This is a genomic window from Roseibium sediminis (genome assembly GCF_008711325.1).
In the GTDB taxonomy this organism is placed as follows: Bacteria; Pseudomonadota; Alphaproteobacteria; order Rhizobiales; family Stappiaceae; genus Roseibium; species Roseibium sediminis.
Window position 1 is genome coordinate 15,191 of record NZ_VXDB01000011.1, and the last position, 21,243, is coordinate 36,433.

The 21,243-nt window shown below is 57.5% G+C and carries 19 protein-coding genes; all 19 read left to right on the forward strand.

Annotation, left to right across the window (positions count from 1 at the left end; genetic code table 11):
- The first annotated feature begins 12 nt into the window (after positions 1–12).
- On the forward strand, positions 13–1,197 hold the full coding sequence (locus tag F0155_RS12415) for an NADH-quinone oxidoreductase subunit D (RefSeq protein ID WP_150524843.1): 1,185 nt from the start codon (positions 13–15) through the stop codon (positions 1,195–1,197).
- A 3-nt stretch (positions 1,198–1,200) separates the two neighbouring features.
- On the forward strand, positions 1,201–2,196 hold the full coding sequence (locus F0155_RS12420) for an FkbM family methyltransferase (protein WP_204934459.1): 996 nt from the start codon (positions 1,201–1,203) through the stop codon (positions 2,194–2,196).
- 25 nt (positions 2,197–2,221) lie between these two features.
- On the forward strand, positions 2,222–3,517 hold the full coding sequence (locus tag F0155_RS12425; RefSeq protein ID WP_150524844.1) for an NADH-quinone oxidoreductase subunit E: 1,296 nt from the start codon (positions 2,222–2,224) through the stop codon (positions 3,515–3,517).
- Between the two features lie 15 nt (positions 3,518–3,532).
- Complete coding sequence (gene nuoF / locus F0155_RS12430) at positions 3,533–4,837, forward strand: NADH-quinone oxidoreductase subunit NuoF (RefSeq protein ID WP_150524845.1); 1,305 nt, start codon at positions 3,533–3,535, stop codon at positions 4,835–4,837.
- A 25-nt stretch (positions 4,838–4,862) separates the two neighbouring features.
- On the forward strand, positions 4,863–6,929 hold the full coding sequence (nuoG, locus tag F0155_RS12435) for an NADH-quinone oxidoreductase subunit NuoG (protein ID WP_150524846.1): 2,067 nt from the start codon (positions 4,863–4,865) through the stop codon (positions 6,927–6,929).
- Between the two features lie 16 nt (positions 6,930–6,945).
- Positions 6,946–8,001, forward strand: a complete 1,056-nt coding sequence (gene nuoH, locus F0155_RS12440) for an NADH-quinone oxidoreductase subunit NuoH (RefSeq protein WP_150524847.1) — start codon at positions 6,946–6,948, stop codon at positions 7,999–8,001.
- Positions 7,998–8,234: a hypothetical protein gene (locus F0155_RS12445; protein WP_150524848.1), complete on the forward strand. Its 237-nt coding sequence runs from the start codon at positions 7,998–8,000 to the stop codon at positions 8,232–8,234. Before nuoH ends, F0155_RS12445 begins: the two co-directional genes overlap by 4 nt.
- Before the next feature lie 24 nt (positions 8,235–8,258).
- Positions 8,259–8,747, forward strand: coding sequence for an NADH-quinone oxidoreductase subunit NuoI (gene nuoI / locus F0155_RS12450; RefSeq protein ID WP_150524849.1), 489 nt, complete (start codon positions 8,259–8,261; stop codon positions 8,745–8,747).
- A 90-nt stretch (positions 8,748–8,837) separates the two neighbouring features.
- Complete coding sequence (locus F0155_RS12455; protein WP_150524973.1) at positions 8,838–9,452, forward strand: NADH-quinone oxidoreductase subunit J; 615 nt, start codon at positions 8,838–8,840, stop codon at positions 9,450–9,452.
- Between the two features lie 99 nt (positions 9,453–9,551).
- Positions 9,552–9,860, forward strand: coding sequence for an NADH-quinone oxidoreductase subunit NuoK (gene nuoK / locus F0155_RS12460; RefSeq protein WP_150524850.1), 309 nt, complete (start codon positions 9,552–9,554; stop codon positions 9,858–9,860).
- A 5-nt stretch (positions 9,861–9,865) separates the two neighbouring features.
- The gene (gene nuoL / locus F0155_RS12465) at positions 9,866–11,872 is read left to right on the forward strand and encodes an NADH-quinone oxidoreductase subunit L (RefSeq protein ID WP_150524851.1); all 2,007 of its coding nucleotides are present in this window, start codon (positions 9,866–9,868) and stop codon (positions 11,870–11,872) included.
- Entirely contained in the window at positions 11,872–13,392 is a 1,521-nt protein-coding gene (locus tag F0155_RS12470) for an NADH-quinone oxidoreductase subunit M (RefSeq protein WP_150524852.1), read from the forward strand. Before nuoL ends, F0155_RS12470 begins: the two co-directional genes overlap by 1 nt.
- Before the next feature lie 19 nt (positions 13,393–13,411).
- Positions 13,412–14,851: an NADH-quinone oxidoreductase subunit NuoN gene (gene nuoN, locus F0155_RS12475; RefSeq protein ID WP_150524853.1), complete on the forward strand. Its 1,440-nt coding sequence runs from the start codon at positions 13,412–13,414 to the stop codon at positions 14,849–14,851.
- Positions 14,852–14,889: 38 nt separating this feature from the next.
- Positions 14,890–15,627: a biotin--[acetyl-CoA-carboxylase] ligase gene (locus F0155_RS12480; protein WP_208999253.1), complete on the forward strand. Its 738-nt coding sequence runs from the start codon at positions 14,890–14,892 to the stop codon at positions 15,625–15,627.
- A 50-nt stretch (positions 15,628–15,677) separates the two neighbouring features.
- Positions 15,678–17,357 carry a ribonuclease J gene (locus F0155_RS12485; protein WP_150524855.1) on the forward strand — a complete coding sequence of 560 codons (1,680 nt, stop codon included), beginning with the start codon at positions 15,678–15,680 and terminating at the stop codon, positions 17,355–17,357.
- Between the two features lie 31 nt (positions 17,358–17,388).
- Entirely contained in the window at positions 17,389–17,793 is a 405-nt protein-coding gene (gene mce / locus F0155_RS12490) for a methylmalonyl-CoA epimerase (protein WP_150524856.1), read from the forward strand.
- A gap of 6 nt (positions 17,794–17,799) precedes the next feature.
- The gene (locus F0155_RS12495; protein WP_150524857.1) at positions 17,800–18,066 is read left to right on the forward strand and encodes a DUF1467 family protein; all 267 of its coding nucleotides are present in this window, start codon (positions 17,800–17,802) and stop codon (positions 18,064–18,066) included.
- 484 nt (positions 18,067–18,550) lie between these two features.
- On the forward strand, positions 18,551–19,879 hold the full coding sequence (gene proS, locus F0155_RS12500; RefSeq protein ID WP_150524858.1) for a proline--tRNA ligase: 1,329 nt from the start codon (positions 18,551–18,553) through the stop codon (positions 19,877–19,879).
- 61 nt (positions 19,880–19,940) lie between these two features.
- Complete coding sequence (locus F0155_RS12505; protein ID WP_150524859.1) at positions 19,941–21,242, forward strand: lipoprotein-releasing ABC transporter permease subunit; 1,302 nt, start codon at positions 19,941–19,943, stop codon at positions 21,240–21,242.
- The last annotated feature ends 1 nt before the right edge of the window (position 21,243 follow it).

Sequence of the window (21,243 nt, forward strand, 5' to 3'; positions counted from 1 at the left end):
CGGCGCTGGCAAATGGCTGAAGCTCAGGTTCGCAATTTCAACATCAACTTTGGTCCGCAGCACCCTGCCGCCCACGGCGTTCTGCGTCTGGTTCTGGAGCTGGATGGGGAAGTTGTTACACGCGTCGACCCGCATATCGGTCTTCTGCATCGCGGCACGGAAAAGCTGATCGAGCACAAGACCTATTTGCAGGCAGTACCGTATTTCGACCGTCTGGATTACGTGGCGCCAATGAATCAGGAGCATGCTTATGCACTTGCCGTTGAGCGACTGCTTGGCATCACGGTACCGATGCGCGGTCAGCTGATCCGGGTTCTTTACTCGGAAATCGGACGTCTCCTGTCGCACCTTCTGAACGTGACCACTCAGGCACTGGACGTTGGCGCGCTGACGCCGCCGGTCTGGGGCTTCGAGCCGCGCGAAGAACTGATGGTTTTCTATGAGCGCGCATGTGGCGCTCGCCTCCACGCAGCTTATGTTCGCCCGGGCGGTGTCCACCAGGACCTTCCTCGTGATCTGCTCGACGATATCTGGGACTTCTGTGACCCATTCCTGCAGACCCTTGACGACATTGAAGGCCTGCTGACCGACAACCGCATCTTCAAACAGCGTAACGTTGATATCGGCGTTGTCGATCTTGATGATGCATGGGCTCGCGGCTTCTCCGGCGTCATGGTGCGTGGTTCCGGCGCTGCATGGGATCTGCGCAAGGCGCAGCCTTACGAATGCTATGCAGATCTGGATTTCGACATTCCGATCGGCAAGAACGGCGACTGCTACGACCGCTATCTCATCCGCATGGAAGAGATGCGCCAGTCGGTTCGCATCATGAAGCAGTGCCTGGAAAAGCTGACGGTTGAAACCGGCCCGATTTCCTCTGCAGATGGCAAGATCGTTCCGCCGAAGCGCGGCGAGATGAAGCGGTCCATGGAAGCTCTGATCCATCACTTCAAACTCTACACCGAGGGCTATCACGTCCCCACCGGTGAAGTTTACGCGGCAGTTGAAGCGCCGAAGGGTGAGTTTGGCGTCTATCTTGTCTCTGACGGCACCAACAAGCCGTACCGCTGCAAGATCAAGGCTCCGGGCTATTCGCACCTTTCTGCCATGGATTTCGTGTGCAACGGCCACCAGCTAGCCGACGTTTCGGCGGTTCTGGGCTCGATGGACATCGTGTTCGGCGAGGTGGACCGCTAACCTATGCCGGCACTGGACCAACCCATAGTTCTGGACATGCGCAGCGGTGACATTTCGAATGCCACCGCTGTCGAGCGCCTTGGCCTCAGGGTCATGGGCGTGGCAAGCGCTGTCCTTCGTCCGTTGGGCGAACTTGGGTTCTCCGTTGTTGCCAAATTGGTTTCTTCCGTTTTGGCCAGCAAACGGCAGGTCTGCGTGATCATGTCCGACGACTGCCGGTTCACGTTTCCTTACGGGGACGGGTACTGGAGCATTCTGGCGGACAGGAATCACGTTTACGAGCCGGAGGTCGAGTGGCTGCTGGAGCAGGTACGCGATGTGAATTATTTCTTCGTGGACTGCGGGGCCAATTACGGTTTCTGGTCCTGCCGTGTGTCGAGCGAGCGTTTTGGCAACAAGCGGAGCCTCGCGGTCGAACTTGATCCCTCGACCTACGGGCAGCTGGTGAAGAACGCGAGCGCCAACAGCGACCGGTTCGACGTTCTGAACCGCGGCGTTTCCGATGTCAGCGGCCAGCTTGTGCCGATCTATGGTGCCAAGCATGAAGCGCGCTCGCTGGTAAACGACGGTTCTGACGCTGTGCCACGCGGAGAGGTCGAGACGGTCACACTCGACGAGCTTCTTCGCACCGGGGCCATTGAGGCGAACGGTCCGGTCGTGCTGAAGCTTGATGTTGAAGGCGTGGAAGTGGAAGCCATGAACGGCGCCAACGACCTTCTTGAGCGGCAGCTGCTGATCATCTACGAAGATCACGGTTCTGACCGCTCTCACACAATCTCCCGGCATGTCTTCGACAAGTTGGGAATGCGCGTATTTGGTCATTCTCAAAAGAAGGGCCTGTACGAACTCCGCTCGGTGGACGAACTGAGCCGGATCAAGATCAATCGGCGGCGGGGATATGACTTTTTCGCCACTCGCGACAGCTTCTGGCTGGAGCGGCTTACATCACTCTTCGCAGCGCAAGGCGACCGGCAAGACACGCTTGCCGTCGTCGCGTGAGAGTTAAGGAAACGGGAAGAAGAGCATGGCAGTTCGCAGACTTGCCGCGGAACAACCTGAAAGCTTCGAGTTCACGCCGGAAAACCTGGCTTGGGCCAGAAAGCTGATTGACCGCTATCCGGCGGGCCGCCAGGCCTCCGCCGTTATCCCGCTTTTGTGGCGTGCGCAGGAACAGCATCAAGGCTGGGTCTGCGAACCTGCAATTCGCTATATCGCTGAAATGCTGGACATGCCGCATATTCGCGTTCTGGAAGTGGCGACATTCTATACGATGTTCCAGCTCCAGCCGGTCGGCAAGAAGGCACATATTCAGGTTTGCGGCACGACACCGTGCCAGCTGCGTGGCTCGGAAGACCTGATCAAGATCTGCAAGTCGCGCATTGCCAAGCACATGCATGAAATTTCCGAAGACGGGATGTTCTCGTGGGAAGAGGTCGAGTGCCTTGGTGCGTGTGTGAATGCGCCGATGGTGCAGATCTTCAAGGACACCTACGAGGACCTGACCCCGGACAGCTTCAACCAGCTGATTGACGACATTGCTGCAGGCAAGGAAGTAACTCCCGGTCCGCAAAACGGTCGTCGTTTCGCCATGCCGGAAGGCGGCGCAACCAGCCTCACCGAAATCAACGACACCACCAAGGGTGTGTTGCCGGTGGCCCATCTGGTCGATGGCAATGAAAAGGCATCCCATGCCTTTGCTGGCGCGTCCATCAATGCTGGCGGCAAGGATTACAACGGTGTACCGACGCCTGCGGAAGATGCAGTTGCCCGCGTAAAGGCCGAGTTTGCAGCCAAGAAGTCTGGCAGTGATGCCGCTGCAGCAAAGGCGGAAGCAGCTCCTGCCAAACCGGCGGCAGCACCGAAAAAGGAAATTGCAGCTCCGAAGGCCGAAGAAAAGAAGGCTGAACCTGCAGAGGCGAAGCCGGAAGGTAAGGCCAAGGCTGAAAAGCCGGCAGCTGACACTGCGGCACCTGCAGCCAAGGCTGAAGCAGCAGCGCCCGCCGAGGCTGGTGCAGTTGAGGAAAAGGCGCCTGAGCAGCTGAAGGAAGCGCGCGGTGGCAAGCCGGACGATCTGAAACTGCTCAAGGGCGTTGGTCCGAAGTTGGAAGGCGTTCTTCATGAACTCGGCTTCTTCCACTTTGATCAGATCGCTGCCTGGACAGCGGCCGAAGTTGCGTGGGTAGACACCCGCTTGAAGTTCAAGGGTCGTATCGAGCGTGATGGCTGGATCGATCAGGCTAAGATTCTGGCAAAAGGCGGCGAGACCGAGTTCTCCAAGCGTGCCAGCAAGGGCGAAGTTCCGTCCTCGAAGAACAGCTGAAGGTAGGGGAAAGAGATGCTGAAAGATCAGGATCGGATCTTTACCAATATCTACGGTCTTCACGATTGGGGACTGGAAGGCGCGAAGCAGCGCGGCCAATGGGATGATACCAAGGGGCTGCTCGAAAAGGGCCGCGACTGGATCATCAACGAAATGAAGGCTTCCGGTCTTCGCGGGCGTGGCGGTGCCGGTTTCCCGACCGGCCTGAAGTGGTCCTTCATGCCGAAGGAAAGCGATGGCCGTCCTGCGTACCTCGTCGTCAATGCCGACGAATCCGAGCCGGGAACATGCAAGGACCGCGAGATCCTTCGTCATGATCCGCACACGCTTGTTGAAGGCTGCCTTGTCGCTGGTTTCGCGATGGGCGCGATTGCTGCCTATATCTATGTCCGCGGGGAGTTCATCCGTGAACGTGAACGCCTGCAGGCAGCGATCGATCAGGCCTATGACGCTGGTTTGATCGGCAAGAACAACAAGAACGGCTACGATTTCGATATCTACGTTCACCACGGAGCGGGCGCCTATATTTGTGGCGAGGAAACCGCTCTTCTGGAAAGCCTGGAAGGAAAGAAAGGCCAGCCGCGCCTGAAACCTCCGTTCCCGGCGAACGTTGGTCTCTATGGCTGCCCGACCACGGTCAATAACGTGGAGTCGATCGCGGTCGCTCCAACAATCCTTCGCCGCGGTGGTGGTTGGTTTGCCGGTCTCGGCAAGCCGAACAATACAGGCACCAAGCTGTTCTGCATCTCCGGACACGTCAACAAGCCGTGCACCGTTGAAGAAGAGCTGGGCATCCCGTTCCGCGAACTTATCGACCGCCATTGCGGCGGTATCCGCGGAGGGTGGGACAATCTGATGGCGGTGATTCCTGGCGGGTCTTCCGTACCGTGTCTGACGGCGGAACAGGCCAAGGATGTGCCGATGGACTTTGACACGCTGCGCGGTCTTGGCTCAGGTTTGGGCACTGCTGCGGTTATTGTCATGGACAAGTCCACAGATATCATCAAGGCGATTGCGCGCCTGTCCTATTTCTACAAGCACGAGAGCTGCGGACAGTGTACACCGTGCCGTGAAGGCACTGGCTGGATGTGGCGCGTGATGGAACGCATGGTGAAAGGCGAGTCGTCCTACGAGGAAATCGACATGCTTTTCAATGTCACGAAGCAGGTTGAAGGTCATACGATCTGCGCGCTGGGTGATGCGGCCGCTTGGCCAATTCAGGGTCTTATCCGGAACTTCCGTCCGGTGATCGAACAGCGCATCGACGATTATGTTGCCAAGACACGGGCGCCCAAGGCGCCTCTGGTCGCGGCAGAGTAAGCGGAACGGGGTTGGAGAGCAGGCGATGACAAAACTGATCATCGACGGCAACGAAGTGGACGTACCGGCGGACTACACATTGCTTCAGGCATGTGAGGAAGCTGGTGCCGAGGTTCCGCGCTTTTGTTACCATGACCGGCTGTCAATTGTCGGCAACTGTCGCATGTGCCTTGTCGAGGTGAAGGGCGGACCGCCCAAGCCGACGGCATCCTGTGCGATGTCAGTGCGCGATCTGCGTCCGGGTCCGAACGGCGAGCCGCCAGTCGTCGAGACGAAGAGCCCGATGGTCAAGAAGGCCCGCGAAGGGGTGATGGAGTTTTTGCTCATCAACCACCCGCTGGATTGCCCGATTTGTGACCAGGCCGGTGAATGCGACCTTCAGGACCAGGCCATGGCCTATGGTGTAGATGGTTCGCGTTTCCACGAAAACAAGCGTGCTGTCGAAAACAAGCAGATCGGTCCGCTGATCAAGACGATCATGACCCGCTGCATTCATTGCACGCGCTGCGTCCGCTTCACCACGGAAGTCGCCGGTGTAACGGATATGGGTCTAATCGGTCGCGGCGAAGACGCCGAGATCACCACCTATCTCGAAGCTGCGCTTTCTTCCGAAATGCAGGGCAACGTTGCGGATCTGTGCCCGGTTGGCGCGCTGACGCACAAGCCATACGAATTCCATGCCCGTCCGTGGGAACTGACCAAAACCGAATCCATCGACGTGATGGACGGACTTGGATCAGCCATTCGCGTTGACACGCGCGGCCGTGAAGTCATGCGCGTGATGCCGCGTCTCAATGAAGCCGTGAATGAAGAGTGGCTGTCCGACAAGGGCCGCTACATTTATGACGGCCTGAAGACGCAGCGCCTTGACCGTCCTTATGCAAAGAAGGATGGCAAGCTTCAGCCGGTATCCTGGTCCGAAGCGTTCCAGATCATTGCCGACAAGGTGAAAGCAACCTCTGCAGACAAGATCGGCGCGCTGGCCGGACAGCTGTCTGGCGTCGAGGACATGTTCGCACTCAAGAGCCTGATGGCCAAGCTGGGTGTGGCAAACATTGATGCCCGGTTCCCGGGATCGCCGCTAGATCCGAAAAATGGTCGTTCTTCTTATGTCTTCAATTCCACGATTGCCGGTATTGAAGAAGCGGACCAGATCATCCTCGTTGGCACCAATCCGCGTGTCGAGGCAACCGTTTTGAATGCCCGTATCCGCAAGCGTTGGGTGCAGGGCGGTCTTGAAGTTATTGTTGTCGGTGAGAACGCCGAACTGACCTATGAGACCACATATGCCGGTGCTGGTCCGGACAGCCTCAAGGCTCTGCTTGATGGCAAGTCCGACGCCAGGAACCCGATGGTCATCGTTGGTCAGGGGGCTCTCAACCGGGAAGACGGGGCCGAGATCCTTGCGCTGGCAGCAGCCGTTGCCAAGAAGCGTGGTGCACTGCGCGAGGACTGGAACGGCTTCAACGTTCTTCATAGCGAAGCAGCTCTGGTCGGCGCACTGGACATCGGATTCGTCCCGGCTGAAGGCGGCAAGGCGACCGGCGCGATGCTTGAGCCAGGTTCACTGGACGTTCTGTTCCTGCTGGGTGTGGATGAGGTCGATGTTCCGGAAGGCGCATTTGTCATCTATCAGGGTACGCACGGGGACCGGGGCGCTCACCGCGCCGATGTAATTCTGCCGGGCGCAGCCTACACCGAAAAGTCGGCGATCTATGTGAACACCGAAGGTCGCGTCCAGCTCGCTGATCGCGCAGCTTTCCCTCCGGGAGAAGCGCGCGAAGACTGGGCGATCCTGCGGGCGCTGTCTGCGGTTCTTGGCCAGACACTGGAGTTCGACTCATTGTCCGAGCTGCGGTCCAAGCTGTTCGAGGCATATCCGCATCTGTCCTCAATCGACATGATCGAGGCGGGCAATGTGGCCGATGTCGAGGCACTTGCGGCAAATGCAGGCAAGGGCAAGGCATCGTCGGCTGGCTTTGCAAACATCATTCGCGATTTCTACCTGACAAACCCGATCGCTCGCGCCTCCGGTGTGATGGCTGAGTGTTCGGCGCTTGCCCGCTCGCGGGCAGCGGAAGCAGCAGAATAAGGGGCAGGGGACAGACATGTCGGAATTCATGACGACCTACGGCTGGCCGTTACTCTGGATGGTTTTCACCAGTGTCCTGCTGCTGGTCGTTCTTCTGGTGGTAATCGCCTACATTCTCTACGCTGACCGCAAGATCTGGGCGGCAGTCCAGATCCGCCGCGGTCCGAACGTGGTCGGACCCTGGGGCTTGTTCCAGAGTTTTGCCGACCTCTTGAAGTTCGTATTGAAAGAGCCGGTCATTCCGTCTGGATCGAACAAGCCACTGTTCTTGTTGGCCCCGCTGATTACCGTGCTTCTGGCTCTGTCCACCTGGGCAGTTATGCCGGTGGCTGAAGGCTGGGTGATTGCCGACATCAATGTCGGCGTCCTTTACATCTTCGCCATTTCGTCTCTCTCGGTTTACGGCATCATCATTGGCGGTTGGGCATCCAACTCCAAGTACCCGTTCCTGTCGGCGCTTCGCTCCGCTGCACAGATGGTCTCTTATGAAGTCTCCATTGGCTTTGTGATCGTGACTGTGCTCTTGTGCGCCGGTTCGCTGAACCTGACAGAGATCGTGAAGTCTCAGGAAACCGGCCTTGCAACGCTTCTCGGCGTGCCGTGGCTTTCGTTCCTGAACTGGTACTGGCTGCCGCTGTTCCCGATGTTCGTGGTGTTCTTCATCTCGGCCTTGGCTGAAACCAACCGTCCGCCTTTCGATCTGCCGGAAGCGGAGTCTGAACTGGTTGCCGGCTTCATGGTGGAATACGGCTCGACCCCGTACATGATGTTCATGCTCGGTGAATACGTCGCGATTGCGCTGATGTGTGCCCTGATGACCGTCCTGTTCATGGGTGGGTGGCTGCCGCCGTTCGATTTTGCACCGTTCACCTGGGTGCCGGGGATCGTCTGGTTCTCGCTCAAGGCGCTTCTGGTGTTCTTCATGTTCGCGATGGTCAAGGCAATGGTACCACGGTACCGCTATGACCAGCTGATGCGCCTCGGCTGGAAGGTCTTCCTCCCGATGTCGCTGTTCATGGTGGTGGCAGTTGCTGCGGTTCTTATGGCCATGGGCTGGGCACCGACGACATGAGTTTGTCGATTGTGGGTCTGATCGGTGCGGTGCTGGGTCTCTATCTGGCCTGGATCGATCAGAAAATCCTGAAAGGGATCCTGCAGGCGACGGAAATGAAAAACAGGGAAGCGGGCGGCGACGGTGGTTTCGCCGCCAGGCACCGGGCGCTCTTGAATGCGCTTGTAGTTGTGGTTCCGACCGTCGGGTTTCCGATTGTCGGGTATTGGGCCGGTGTTAGTCTCGCCGGCTGAGGGATTTAAGGAAGGCAACGATCGATGGGACTTGATCAGGCTGCCAAATCGCTGTTGCTCAAGGAGTTCGTTTCGGCGTTCTTTCTTGCCATGCGGTATTTCTTCAAGCCGAAGCCAACGGTCAACTATCCGTTTGAAAAAGGGCCGGTCAGCCCGCGTTTCCGTGGTGAGCACGCCTTGCGGCGTTATCCGAACGGAGAAGAGCGCTGCATCGCCTGCAAGCTTTGCGAAGCGATCTGTCCGGCGCAGGCCATCACGATTGAAGCAGGTCCGCGCCGTAACGACGGTACGCGCCGCACGACCCGCTATGACATTGACATGGTGAAGTGCATCTACTGCGGCTTCTGTCAGGAAGCCTGCCCGGTGGATGCCATCGTGGAAGGCCCGAACTTCGAGTTCGCGACCGAAACCCGCGAAGAGCTCTACTACAACAAGGAAAAGCTGCTCGCCAATGGCGACCGCTGGGAGCGGGAAATTGCCCGCAACATTGAAATGGATGCTCCTTATCGCTAGGAGCTGAACGCAACACTCAAGTGCGTTTCACGGCAATCCGGCCGCGAAACGCAGATGGCCGGAAACGGCACCACGACAGGCAGGCCCTCCATGTTCCTGAAAGCCTTCTTTTTCTATATGTTTGCCGGGCTGACCGTTGGCTCGGCCTTCATGGTCATTTCGTCTCGCAATCCGGTCCATGCCGTGTTGTTCCTGATCCTGGCCTTCGTGAACTCCGCCGGCTTGTTTGTCATGCTGGGCGCCGAGTATCTCGCGATGCTGCTGATCGTGGTCTATGTGGGCGCGGTCGCGGTTCTGTTCCTCTTCGTCGTCATGATGATGGACGTGGATTTTGCAGAGTTGCGGCAGGGGTTCCTTCAGTATCTCCCGGTCGGTGCGCTGGTTGGCGCAATCCTTCTTGTCGAGCTTTTGCTTGGTGTCGGTGCATGGGTTATCGCGCCGGAGCTGATCGGGCAGGGCAGTGAGCCGATGCCGTCGCTTTCCGAAGTGTCGAACATCGAGGCCATCGGCGCGGTTCTCTACACGAAATACATCTACTTCTTCCAGGTTGCCGGCCTTGTGCTGCTGGTTGCGATGATCGGGGCGATTGTCCTGACGCTGCGCCACAAGCCATACGCCAAGCGCCAGGATATTTCGAAACAGGTTGCTCGCACCCCGGAAACCTCCATTGAGGTCCGCAAGGTGGAATCGGGCAAGGGTATTTAACAGCGCGGGTTCAACGCGCAGTCGCATGATCCAGATGCCGGCGTATCCCTCACGCTGGTCTCTGGTTGGGGTAAGAGAAGGGGAGCACGCGAGGCGCCCATGGAAATTGGTCTGTCGCACTATTTGTCGGTCGCAGCCGTTCTGTTCACGATAGGGATCTTCGGGATCTTTCTGAACAGGAAGAATGTCATCGTCATCCTGATGTCGGTCGAGTTGTTGCTCCTGGCCGTAAACATCAATTTTGTTGCCTTCTCTTCCTTCCTGGGAGACCTCATGGGGCAGATCTTCACAATGCTGGTCCTGACCGTTGCAGCTGCCGAGGCGGCCATCGGTCTGGCGATCCTTGTCGTGTTCAACCGGAACCGCGGTTCCATTGCGGTTGAAGACGTCAACGTGATGAAGGGGTAGGGCGAATGTATACGGCTATCCTCTTCCTGCCGCTTATCGGCTTTCTGATTGCCGGCCTGTTTGGCCGTCAAATAGGCGCAAAGGCTTCGGAATACATCACCAGCGGTCTTGTGATCGTGGCTGCGATCCTGTCATGGGTTGCCTTCTTCAAGGTGGGCTACGGTGAAACCGGTCTTTATCAGATCGAGATCATGCGTTGGCTCTCCGCCGGTACACTCGATGTAACCTGGGGTATCCGCGTTGATACCCTGACAGTGGTCATGCTGGTCGTGGTAAACTCTGTTTCCGCGCTCGTGCATGTCTACTCCATTGGCTACATGCATCACGACCCGCACCGTCCGCGGTTCTTTGCCTATCTCTCGCTGTTCACCTTCGCGATGTTGTCGCTGGTTACCTCCGACAACCTCCTGCAGATGTTCTTTGGCTGGGAAGGCGTGGGTCTGGCGTCCTATCTGCTGATCGGGTTCTGGTACAAGAAACCGTCTGCCAATGCTGCCGCCATGAAGGCCTTCGTGGTCAACCGTGTTGGCGACTTTGGCTTTGCCCTCGGCATCTTCGGCATCTTCTACTTCTTCGGCACGATCAATTTCTCCGAGATCTTCGCGGAAGTTCCAAGCTTTGCCAACGCCGAAGGCCATGGAGAGGCGCTCAACTTCCTCGGCTACCATCTTGACAACCACGCAGCCCTGACGGTTGTCTGTCTGTTGCTCTTCATGGGCGCAATGGGCAAGTCAGCTCAGTTCCTGCTGCACACCTGGTTGCCGGATGCGATGGAAGGCCCGACGCCTGTGTCCGCGCTGATCCACGCCGCAACCATGGTCACCGCCGGTGTCTTCATGGTGGCGCGCCTGTCGCCGATCTTCGAATTCTCGCATACCGCACTTGTCGTCGTGACGTTCTTCGGTGCAACGACTGCGTTCTTCGCCGCAACCGTTGGCCTTGTGCAGAACGACATCAAGCGCGTGATCGCCTATTCGACCTGTTCGCAGCTCGGTTACATGTTCGTTGCGCTCGGGGTTGGAGCCTACTCAATCGGTATCTTCCACCTGTTCACGCACGCCTTCTTCAAGGCGCTCCTGTTCCTATGCGCCGGATCGGTGATCCACGGCGTGTCGGATGAGCAGGACATGCGCAAGATGGGCGGCCTGCGCAAGCACATGCCGATCACCTACTGGACGATGATGATCGGCACGCTGGCGCTGACCGGTGTTGGCATTCCGCTCACATATATCGGCTTTGCAGGCTTCATCTCCAAGGATGCGGTCATTGAGGCAGCCTTCGCGGCCGGTGGTGGCGAGCACGCAAATCCGATGGCCATGTACGGCTTCTGGATGACCGTGATTGCAGCCGGCCTTACCTCCTTCTACTCCTGGCGTCTCACGTTCATGACCTTCCACGGCAAGCCGCGCGCGCCTGCTGATGTCATGAAGCATGTTCATGAATCGCCGATGGTCATGGCCATCCCGCTCCTGATCCTGACCGTGGGTGCCGTGTTTGCCGGAATGGTGTTCAAGTCACCGTTCATCGGCGAGGGCTACGATGCCTTCTGGAAAGGCGCGATCTTCCTGGGTGAAAACAACCACATCATGCACACATTCCATGAGGTGCCGAAGTGGGTGAAGGTTTCCCCGTTCGTGATGATGGCTGGTGGTCTTGCTGTGGCCTACTGGTTCTACATCAAGTCGCCGGAAACGCCGAAGAAGCTCGCCGAGCAGCATTCAGCCCTGTATCAGTTCCTTTTGAACAAGTGGTATTTCGATGAAATCTACGACTTCCTCTTTGTCCGCCCGTCCATGTGGATTGGCCGTCAGCTCTGGAAGAAGGGGGACGGGACTGTGATTGACGGATATGGTCCGAACGGCATTGCCGCGCGTGTCCAGAATGTCACCAGCTGGGTTGTCCGTCTGCAGACCGGCTATCTCTATCACTATGCCTTTGCGATGCTGATCGGGGTGGCACTCTTGATTACCTGGTCCATGTTCACCGGCGCAGGCACCGGAGGAGCACACTGATGCTGGATTTCCCAATCCTCTCTATTGTCACCTTCCTGCCGCTGCTGGGTGTTTTGTTCCTCCTGATTGTTCCGGGGAACGATGATGGTGCCAAGCGCCAGATGCGCATGGTCACGCTTGTGACCACGCTCTTCACCTTCGTGGCGTCTCTGGCGATCTGGTACTTCTTCGACTACACCAACCCGGGCTTCCAGTTCGTGGAAAGCCGGGACTGGCTGGGCGGAAACATCAACTACAAGATGGGCGTGGACGGGATTTCGGTTCTGTTCGTGATCCTGACAACCTTCCTGATGCCGTTCTGCATTCTCGCCTCCTGGGAAAGCGTGCAAAAGCGGGTTCGCGAATACATGATCGCGTTCCTGGTGCTGGAAACCCTCATGATCGGCGTCTTCTGTGCGCTTGATCTGGTTGTCTTCTACGTCTTCTTCGAAGCTGGCCTCATTCCGATGTTCCTCATCATCGGTGTTTGGGGTGGTGCGCGCCGCGTTTATGCGTCCTACAAGTTCTTCCTCTACACGCTGCTTGGCTCGGTTCTGATGCTGATTGCCATCATGGCCATGTATTGGGATGCTGGCACGACGGATATTCCGACGCTGATGAACCATGGCTTCCCCGGTGGCATGCAGACCTGGTTGTGGCTTGCCTTCTTCGCGTCCTTCGCGGTGAAGATGCCTATGTGGCCGGTCCACACCTGGTTGCCGGATGCCCACGTTGAAGCGCCGACCGCCGGTTCGGTGATCCTGGCCGGGATCCTGTTGAAGCTCGGTGGCTACGGCTTCCTGCGCTTCTCCCTGCCGATGTTCCCGCTGGCATCCGACATGTTCGCGCCGATGGTTTTCACCCTCTCGGTTATCGCGATCGTCTACACATCGCTGGTGGCGCTTGCTCAGGATGACATCAAGAAGCTGATCGCCTATTCGTCCGTTGCCCACATGGGCTACGTCACGATGGGTATTTTCACCATGACGCCGCAGGGCATTCAGGGTGGTATCTTCCAGATGCTGTCGCACGGCATTGTCTCCGGCGCGCTCTTCCTGTGTGTTGGCGTCATCTATGACCGGATTCACACCCGCGAAATTTCGGCCTATGGCGGTCTTGTGAACCGTATGCCGAAATACGCCGTCGCGTTCCTCATCTTCACGATGGCGAATGTGGGTCTTCCGGGCACGTCCGGCTTTGTCGGGGAAATCCTGACCCTGATGGGGGCCTTCCAGGTCAACACTTGGGTCGCGTTCATCGCCACCTCCGGTGTGATCCTGTCTGCTGTCTATGCGCTGTATCTCTATCGCCGCGTCGTGTTCGGGGAACTGAACAAGGAAAGCCTGAAGTCGATCCTCGATCTGGATCTGCGCGAGAAGGTCATTCTTCTTCCGCTCGTGATCCTGACGATTTTCTTCGGCTTCTATCCGATGGCGATCCTGGATGTCACACAAGGTGCCGTCGACAACCTGATCACACATTATTCCGCAGCCCTTGAGGCCGCTGGCGCTGTCCAGCAGGCCGCAGCCGGCGCCCACTAAACGGTTTGAGGCAAGACATATGTCTGATTTGACGCAAATGCCCGATCTCATGCCGGTGATGCCGGAGATTATTCTGGCCGTCGGTGCAATGGTCCTTCTGATGATCGGCGTGTTTGGCGGGCGGGGGATCGCCCACCAGGTATTCGGTGGGGCCATGGGCCTCATCGCCGCAACGGGACTGGTGATGCTGTTTCTGCCGACAATGGGAACCACGTTTGGTGGGTCCTTTGTCGCCGACGAATACAGCTACTTCCTCAAGCTTCTGGTTCTGATCGGTTCCTTCTTCGCGATTGCGATGTCTTGGGCCTATGCGAAGTCCCAGAGCTTCGACAAGTTCGAGTATCCGGTGCTTATCGTTCTTGCAACCCTTGGCATGATGCTGATGTTGTCCGCTAACGACATGATCGCGCTTTACCTCGGTCTGGAGCTGCAGAGCTTGTCGCTCTATGTCGTGGCAGCAATCAACCGTGACAGCATCCGTTCCACGGAAGCCGGTCTGAAGTACTTCGTTCTCGGTGCGCTTTCCTCCGGCATGCTGCTCTATGGCATGTCGCTGGTCTATGGTTTCTCCGGTCAGATTGGCTTCGGCGAGATCGCAGAGGTCCTGGCTCATGGTAACGTGTCCATCGGCGTTGTTATCGGTCTGGTTTTCATGCTTGCCGGTCTTGTCTTCAAGATTTCCGCAGTGCCATTTCATATGTGGACCCCGGACGTTTATGAAGGCGCCCCCACTCCGGTAACCGCCTTCTTTGCGGCAGCGCCGAAAGTTGCGGCCATGGGTCTTCTGGTGCGCGTGGTCATTGAAGCGTTCCATCCGATCACCCATGACTGGCAGCAGGTCATCGTGTTTGTCTCCATCGCATCCATGGCGCTCGGTGCCTTTGCCGCGATCGGTCAGACGAACATCAAGCGCCTGATGGCTTATTCGTCCATCGGTCACATGGGCTACGCGCTGGTCGGTCTTGCCGCCGGCACACAGGCCGGTGTTGAAGGTGTCCTGTTCTACATGACCGCCTATCTTGGCATGACCCTCGGTGTGTTCGCCTGCATCTTGTCTATGCGCCGCAAGGACACGATGCTGGAGGATATCTCCGAGCTGTCCGGCCTGTCCAAGACCAACCTTCCAATGGCTATTCTGCTTGGCCTGTTGATGTTCTCGCTGGCCGGTATTCCGCCGCTGATCGGTTTCTTCGGCAAGTGGTTCGTCTTTGCTGCAGCGGTCGAGGCTGGCCTTTACCCGCTCGCCATTATCGGTGTGCTCGCGTCGGTGGTTGGCTGCTTCTATTACCTGCGCATCGTCAAGGTCATGTTCTTTGACGACGAGGCAGAAGCTTTCGATCCGATGCCGGTGGAACTGAAATTTGTGCTCGGTCTGTCGTCGGTCTTCGTGATCTTCTTCTGGGCAATGCCTGCACCGGTGGTCACCGCCGCACGGGCCGCCGCAGGAGCGTTGTTCTGACCGAACGTCACGCAACAGTTTCGAACATTGGGGACCCGGTGCCAAGTGCGCCGGGTTTCCGCATTGAGCGGCATGATACTGTCGGCTCAACCAACACGCTCGCCTTTACGCATGCTCGAAACGGTGATCAAGGGCAGCTTTGGGTCACGGCACAGGAGCAGACATCCGGTCGTGGTCGACGTGGTCGCCAATGGGCTTCCAACCGCGGAAACCTGTTTGCGAGCCTCCTGATGATCAATCCTGCGCCGACCGAACGGCTCGGTGAATTGCCGTTGCTGGCAGCGGTTGCCCTTTCTGAAGCCATCGACAGCGCAACTGGAGCTTACCGGCTTGCGCGCCTGAAATGGCCGAATGATCTTCTCGTTGAAGGTGCAAAACTCTCGGGCATTTTGCTGGAGGCGGAAGCGCTGGGGCCTGGCAGGACAGCGGTCGTCATTGGCTTTGGTGTCAATTGCGCGACACATCCCGATGAGAGCATATATCCCTGTACGGATCTTGGTGTGCTCGGATACCGCGTATCGCCGGACGAGATGTTTCGGCATCTCAGCGAGAGCCTTCCGCGTCTTCTGGCGGTTTGGGCGCAGCCCGACGGTTTTGCGCAGATCCGATCCAAATGGCTGGAGAGGGCAGCACATCTTCGCAAACAGATCACGATCCGAAACGGGGAAGATGCCCTGACAGGGCAGTTTGTTGATCTCGATGAAAGCGGGCACCTGATCCTGAAGCTGGACAATGGGTCCTTGCGCACAATATTCGCCGGAGACGTCTTCATCTAAAGGATTGGAAGACGGAGACGCCGGTGCTGAAAAGTTTGGAGAATGACTAGATGGCGAAAGCCAAAATAAAAAAGAACGAACTCGTCTTTCTGCCACTTGGCGGTGTCGGTGAAATCGGAATGAACCTGGCGCTCTACGGGATTGGCCCCGAAGACGACCGATCCTGGTTGATTGTTGATTGTGGAGTGAGTTTTGCCGGTCCTGATCTGCCGGGAGTTGATCTTGTCCTGCCGGATATCCGGTTTCTGGAAGAGGAAGTCGACAACATTGTCGGCATGGTGATCACCCACGCGCATGAAGACCACTATGGCGGGATTATCCATCTGTGGCCGCATCTGCGCGTGCCGATCTACGCAACGCCGTTCACGGCTGGCCTGCTGGAATCAAAGCGCGAAATGGATTCCGGGGATCTTGATATCCCGGTGACTGTCGTGCGTCAGGGAGATCGCTTGTCGATTGGTCCCTTTGACGTTGAATTCGTTGCCATGGCGCACTCGATCCCCGAACCTTGCGCGCTGGCCATTCGCACGTCCGCCGGAATGGTCTTGCACACCGGCGACTGGAAGGTCGATCACACGCCGGGAATTGGCCTGCCCATTGATATGAAGCGGCTGGAGGAACTCGGCCAGGAGGGCGTCATGGCCCTTGTCTGCGATTCCACCAATGCCATCCGCGAGGGCGTCAGCCCGTCGGAGGCCGCAGTGGCGGTCGAATTGAAGAAGGTGATATCGGCGGCCAAACACCGCGTTGCCGTCACCACTTTCGCATCCAACGTCGCCCGCATTCGTTCGATTGCAGAGGCGACACAGGCCGCGGGCAGGGATCTCGTTGTCGTTGGCCGCTCCATGCACAGGGTGATCGAAGTCGCAACGGAACTTGGCTACCTCGATGGTTTGAAGCCGTTCCATGACGAGGAAGCCTATGGATATCTGCCTCGCGAAAAGGTCGTGCTTCTCTGCACCGGCTCCCAAGGGGAGGCCCGCGCCGCCATGGCACGTATTGCCGCCGGAGATCACCGCAATATTGCCTTTTCAAAGGGCGATACGGTGATTTTTTCGTCGCGCACGATCCCCGGCAACGAGAAGGCGGTCATCGACGTGATGAACAATCTCGCCGAGGATGACGTCACCATCATCACGGACAGGGACGCGCTGGTTCACGTGTCGGGTCACCCGCGCCGCGGCGAGCTGGAGCAGCTCTACAAGATCGTGAAGCCAAAGGTCGTGGTTCCGGTCCACGGTGAACCGATGCATCTGTCAGCTCATGCAGAATTTGCCGGAAACATGGGGGTTCGCGAAGTGGTGCGCGCTTCAAACGGGGACATTGTCCGTCTGAATGAAGGCTCAGCCGGCATCATCGACGAAGCTCCGTTCGGAATCTGGGTAAAGGACGGTCACATTCTGGATGACCCGGAGACCACCGGCGTCAAGGAACGGCGCAAGCTGTCCTTCGCGGGTGCTGCAGTTGTATCACTTGTGGTCAACCGGGCCGGTGAATTGCTGGATGACCCGCAGGTCGTGCTGATGGGTATTCCCGAAGAGGACGAGGACGGCGATCCCATTGAAGCCATTGTCATCAAGGAAATCATTGGCGCAGTGACGAGCATTCCGAAAGCCCGTCGGCGTGACAAGGACGTAATTGGCGAATCTGCGCGTCGCGCTGCCCGCGCTGCGATTCTCGATGTCTGGGGCAAAAAGACGCTTTGCAAAGTTGTCGTTTCTCAGGTGTAACGAGGCAGGATTTCTCGGAGGGAGTGTTTTCATGATCGGACGCTTGAACCATGTTGCCATCGCGGTCTCGGACATCGAGGCAGCGACAGCCGTTTATCGCGATACGCTTGGCGCGGAAGTGTCGGAAAAGGTTGCCCAGCCGGACCACGGTGTCAGCACGGTTTTCATCAACCTGCCCAACACCAAGATCGAACTGTTGGAGCCCCTTGATGAAAACTCGCCGATTGCCAAGTTCCTGGAAAAGAACCCGTCAGGCGGCATTCATCACGTCTGTTACGAGGTAGATGATATCCGTGTCGCGCGCGACAAGCTTGTTGAGGCAGGTGCGCGCGTTCTGGGAGATGGCGAACCCAAAATTGGCGCTCACGGAAAGCCGGTGCTGTTCCTTCATCCGAAGGACTTCTGTGGCACGCTGACCGAGCTGGAAGAGGCATAAGCTGCAATGTCGGTAATTTTCGGTCTGGCCGTCTATTTCATGATCTGGTGGATCGGCCTGTTTGCGATTCTGCCGTTTGGAATACGTCGCAGTCAGGAAGAAGCAGGCGAGGTGGTGCCGGGCTCCGAACCCGGTGCCCCGGAGCGTGTGAATTTCAAGAAGGTGATCATCTTGAACACGATCGTCGCAACGACTGTGTTCCTTGCCTACGTCTGGATTCGTCAATCCAGCGTGTCGCTGGATGATCTGCCGTTTCCGAAGCCGAACTGGTAACTGATCAGACACGGCCAAGGCGAAAAAAAAAGCAGAGCCAAGCTCTGCTTTTTTGAAGTTCCGCGTCTAATCACCCTCTATCTTCGCTCGTTTTTCAACATTTTGCGAAGCGGCAGCAGACTTGCGTCGCGCCAGAAGGATCTTCCTCCCAAGACTCAGACCGCGATGTCTGTAGGGACGAGCACCACAGGCACTGTCCTTATTCTTATGGAGGGTGAACCTAACGGATTGAATTCAGTTTGTCACGTATTTGTGCATATCAAGAGCATTTTTTTTGCAGTCCAAGAAAATGCGGCTTTTTTGCTAATGGCAAGTGAGTTCGAACGGCTTTGGGCCTCTGCAGAAATACCCCTTGGTCAAGTTGACAAAATCCATATTTTGTCACCGAAAATCAGGCCCTGAGGCGCGGAAGGGCTTGTATTTGAGGCGGGCTTGCGTTTTCACTGCGCCAAACGGGCCGAGCCCAAAATGTGAGAGAACTCCGATGCGTTTGTCCAAATATTTTCTGCCGATCCTGCGGGAAACCCCTAAGGAAGCGGAAATTGTCTCCCACCGCCTGATGTTGCGGGCCGGAATGGTGCGCCAGCAGTCAGCGGGTATCTATTCCTGGCTGCCGCTCGGCCATCGGGTTCTGCGCAAGGTGGAGCGCATTGTAGAAGAGGAACAGGCGCGTGCCGGTGCCGTTCAGCTGCTTATGCCGACGATCCAGTCAGCAGACCTGTGGCGCGAAAGTGGGCGTTATGATGCCTATGGCAAGGAAATGTTGCGCATCACGGATCGCCACGAGCGCGACATGCTGTTTGGCCCGACCAACGAGGAAATGATTACCGACATTTTCCGTGGCTATGTGCGGTCCTACAAGGACCTGCCGCTGAACCTCTATCACATCCAGTGGAAGTTCCGTGACGAAGTACGCCCGCGCTTCGGGATCATGCGCGGCCGCGAGTTCCTGATGAAGGATGCCTATTCCTTCGATATCGACAAGGAAGCAGCGCGCCACGCCTATAACCGGATGTTCGTTGCCTATCTGCGCACTTTTGCCCGCATGGGGCTTAAGGCGATTCCGATGAAGGCCGACACGGGCCCGATCGGCGGCGACATGAGCCACGAATTCATCATTCTGGCCTCCACCGGCGAAAGCGAGGTTTTCCTCAACAAGGCGCTGCTGGATCTGGATACTCCCGCCGAGGACACGGATTTCTTCTCCGATCTGACCCCTATCGTTGACGCGTGGACGACGCCTTATGCGGCAACCGACGAAATGCATGATGCTGCTGCCTTTGACGCGATCCCGGAAGAGAACCGTGTCTCCGCTCGCGGCATCGAGGTCGGTCACATCTTCTATTTCGGAACGAAGTATTCCGACGCCATGGGGGCTAAGGTGGCGACTTCCGAGGGAACAGAAGTGCCGGTTCACATGGGCTCTTACGGCATCGGTGTTTCCCGCCTTCTTGGTGCCCTGATTGAGGCCAATCATGACGACGACGGAATCATCTGGCCGGCATCGGTCGCTCCGTTCCATGTCGGACTTGTGAACCTCAAGGCCGGCGACGAGATGACGGATGCCGCCTGTGAGGACATGTATGCAAAGCTGGAAGCAGCGGGCATCGAGGTCCTTTATGACGACACCGACAATCGTGCGGGAGCAAAGTTCGCGACCATGGACCTAATCGGTCTGCCGTATCAGGTGGTTGCCGGCCCGCGTGGTCTGAAGGACGGCGTTCTGGAGGTCAAGAACCGCGCCACCGGCGAAAAGGAAATGCTGTCTCCGGAAGCAACTCTGAACAAGTTGGTTGCGGCATTGACGGCTTGAAGGCTGTCGCCGATCCTTTGATCAGGATTCGGCAACGGTCTGAATGGCTTTGGGAATAGAGATGAGTGCAGATAGCGCGGCAATTGGTGAAGCAGGACAAGATGAGGGCAAGACCCGTCCGTTTTCACCTTTCGAATGGATGATTGCCGGTCGCTATCTGCGGGCCCGCCGCAAGGATGCCTTCATCTCTGTCATCGCCGGTTTTTCCTTTGCTGGGATCATGCTTGGTGTGGCGACCCTCATCATCGTCATGGCGGTGATGAATGGCTTCCGCACCGAATTGCTGGGCAAGATCCTTGGCATCAACGGTCATATGCTGGTTCAGCCAATCGAGATGCCGCTATCGGACTATGATCCTGTTGCAAAACGCATAGAGGACGTTCCCGGTGTCGTGTCTGCCATTCCTTTTGTGGAGGGTCAGGCGCTGGTCTCTGGTCCTTCCGGCAATCTCGGCGGCCTGGTTCGCGGACTGTCGGAAGCGGACCTGAAGCGGATACCGCTTGTTGCGGGAACATTGCGGTCGGGAACCCTTGACGGATTTGATGAAGGTGGCGGGGTTGCAGTCGGCGCGCGCATGGCGCAGCAGCTGGGTCTTGCCCTTGGTGACAACATCACCATCATCAGCCCGAAGGGCAACGTCACTCCGCTCGGCGTCACCCCGCGCGTGAAGGGCTATCCGATCACGGCGATCTTCGAGATCGGCATGAGCGAATATGATGCAACTTTCCTGTTCATGCCGCTTACCGAAGCGCAGGGTTACTTCAACATGGACGGAGTCGCGACCGGGATCGAGGTCTACACAAACGACCCGGACCGCGTTGGCCAGATGGTGGCACTGATTGAAGATGCTGCCGGGCGCCCGTCCTTCGTGACGGATTGGCGTCAACGCAACCAGACATTCTTCTCGGCCCTGGAAGTCGAACGCAACGTGATGTTCATCATCCTGACGCTCATCGTGGTGGTTGCCGCGCTCAATATCATTTCCGGGCTGATCATGCTGGTGAAGGACAAGGGCAGGGACATTGCCATCCTCAGGACCATGGGGGCGACCCGAGGTGCCGTGATGCGCATCTTCCTGATCACGGGTGCCAGCATCGGTTTTGTCGGTACTCTGGCCGGGTTCTTCCTGGGTCTAATCTTCTGCTGGAATATCGAGAATATCCGCCAATTCGTTTCACTTCTGACGGCAACGGAACTCTTCAATCCCGAGCTCTATTTCCTGTCGCGGCTGCCGGCTGAAATTGACAATGGCGAGACGATCACGGTCCTGATCATGGCTCTTGTCTTGTCGCTGGTCGCAACCCTATATCCGGCATGGCGCGCGGCGCGGCTCGATCCGGTGGAAGCGCTGAGGTATGAGTGAC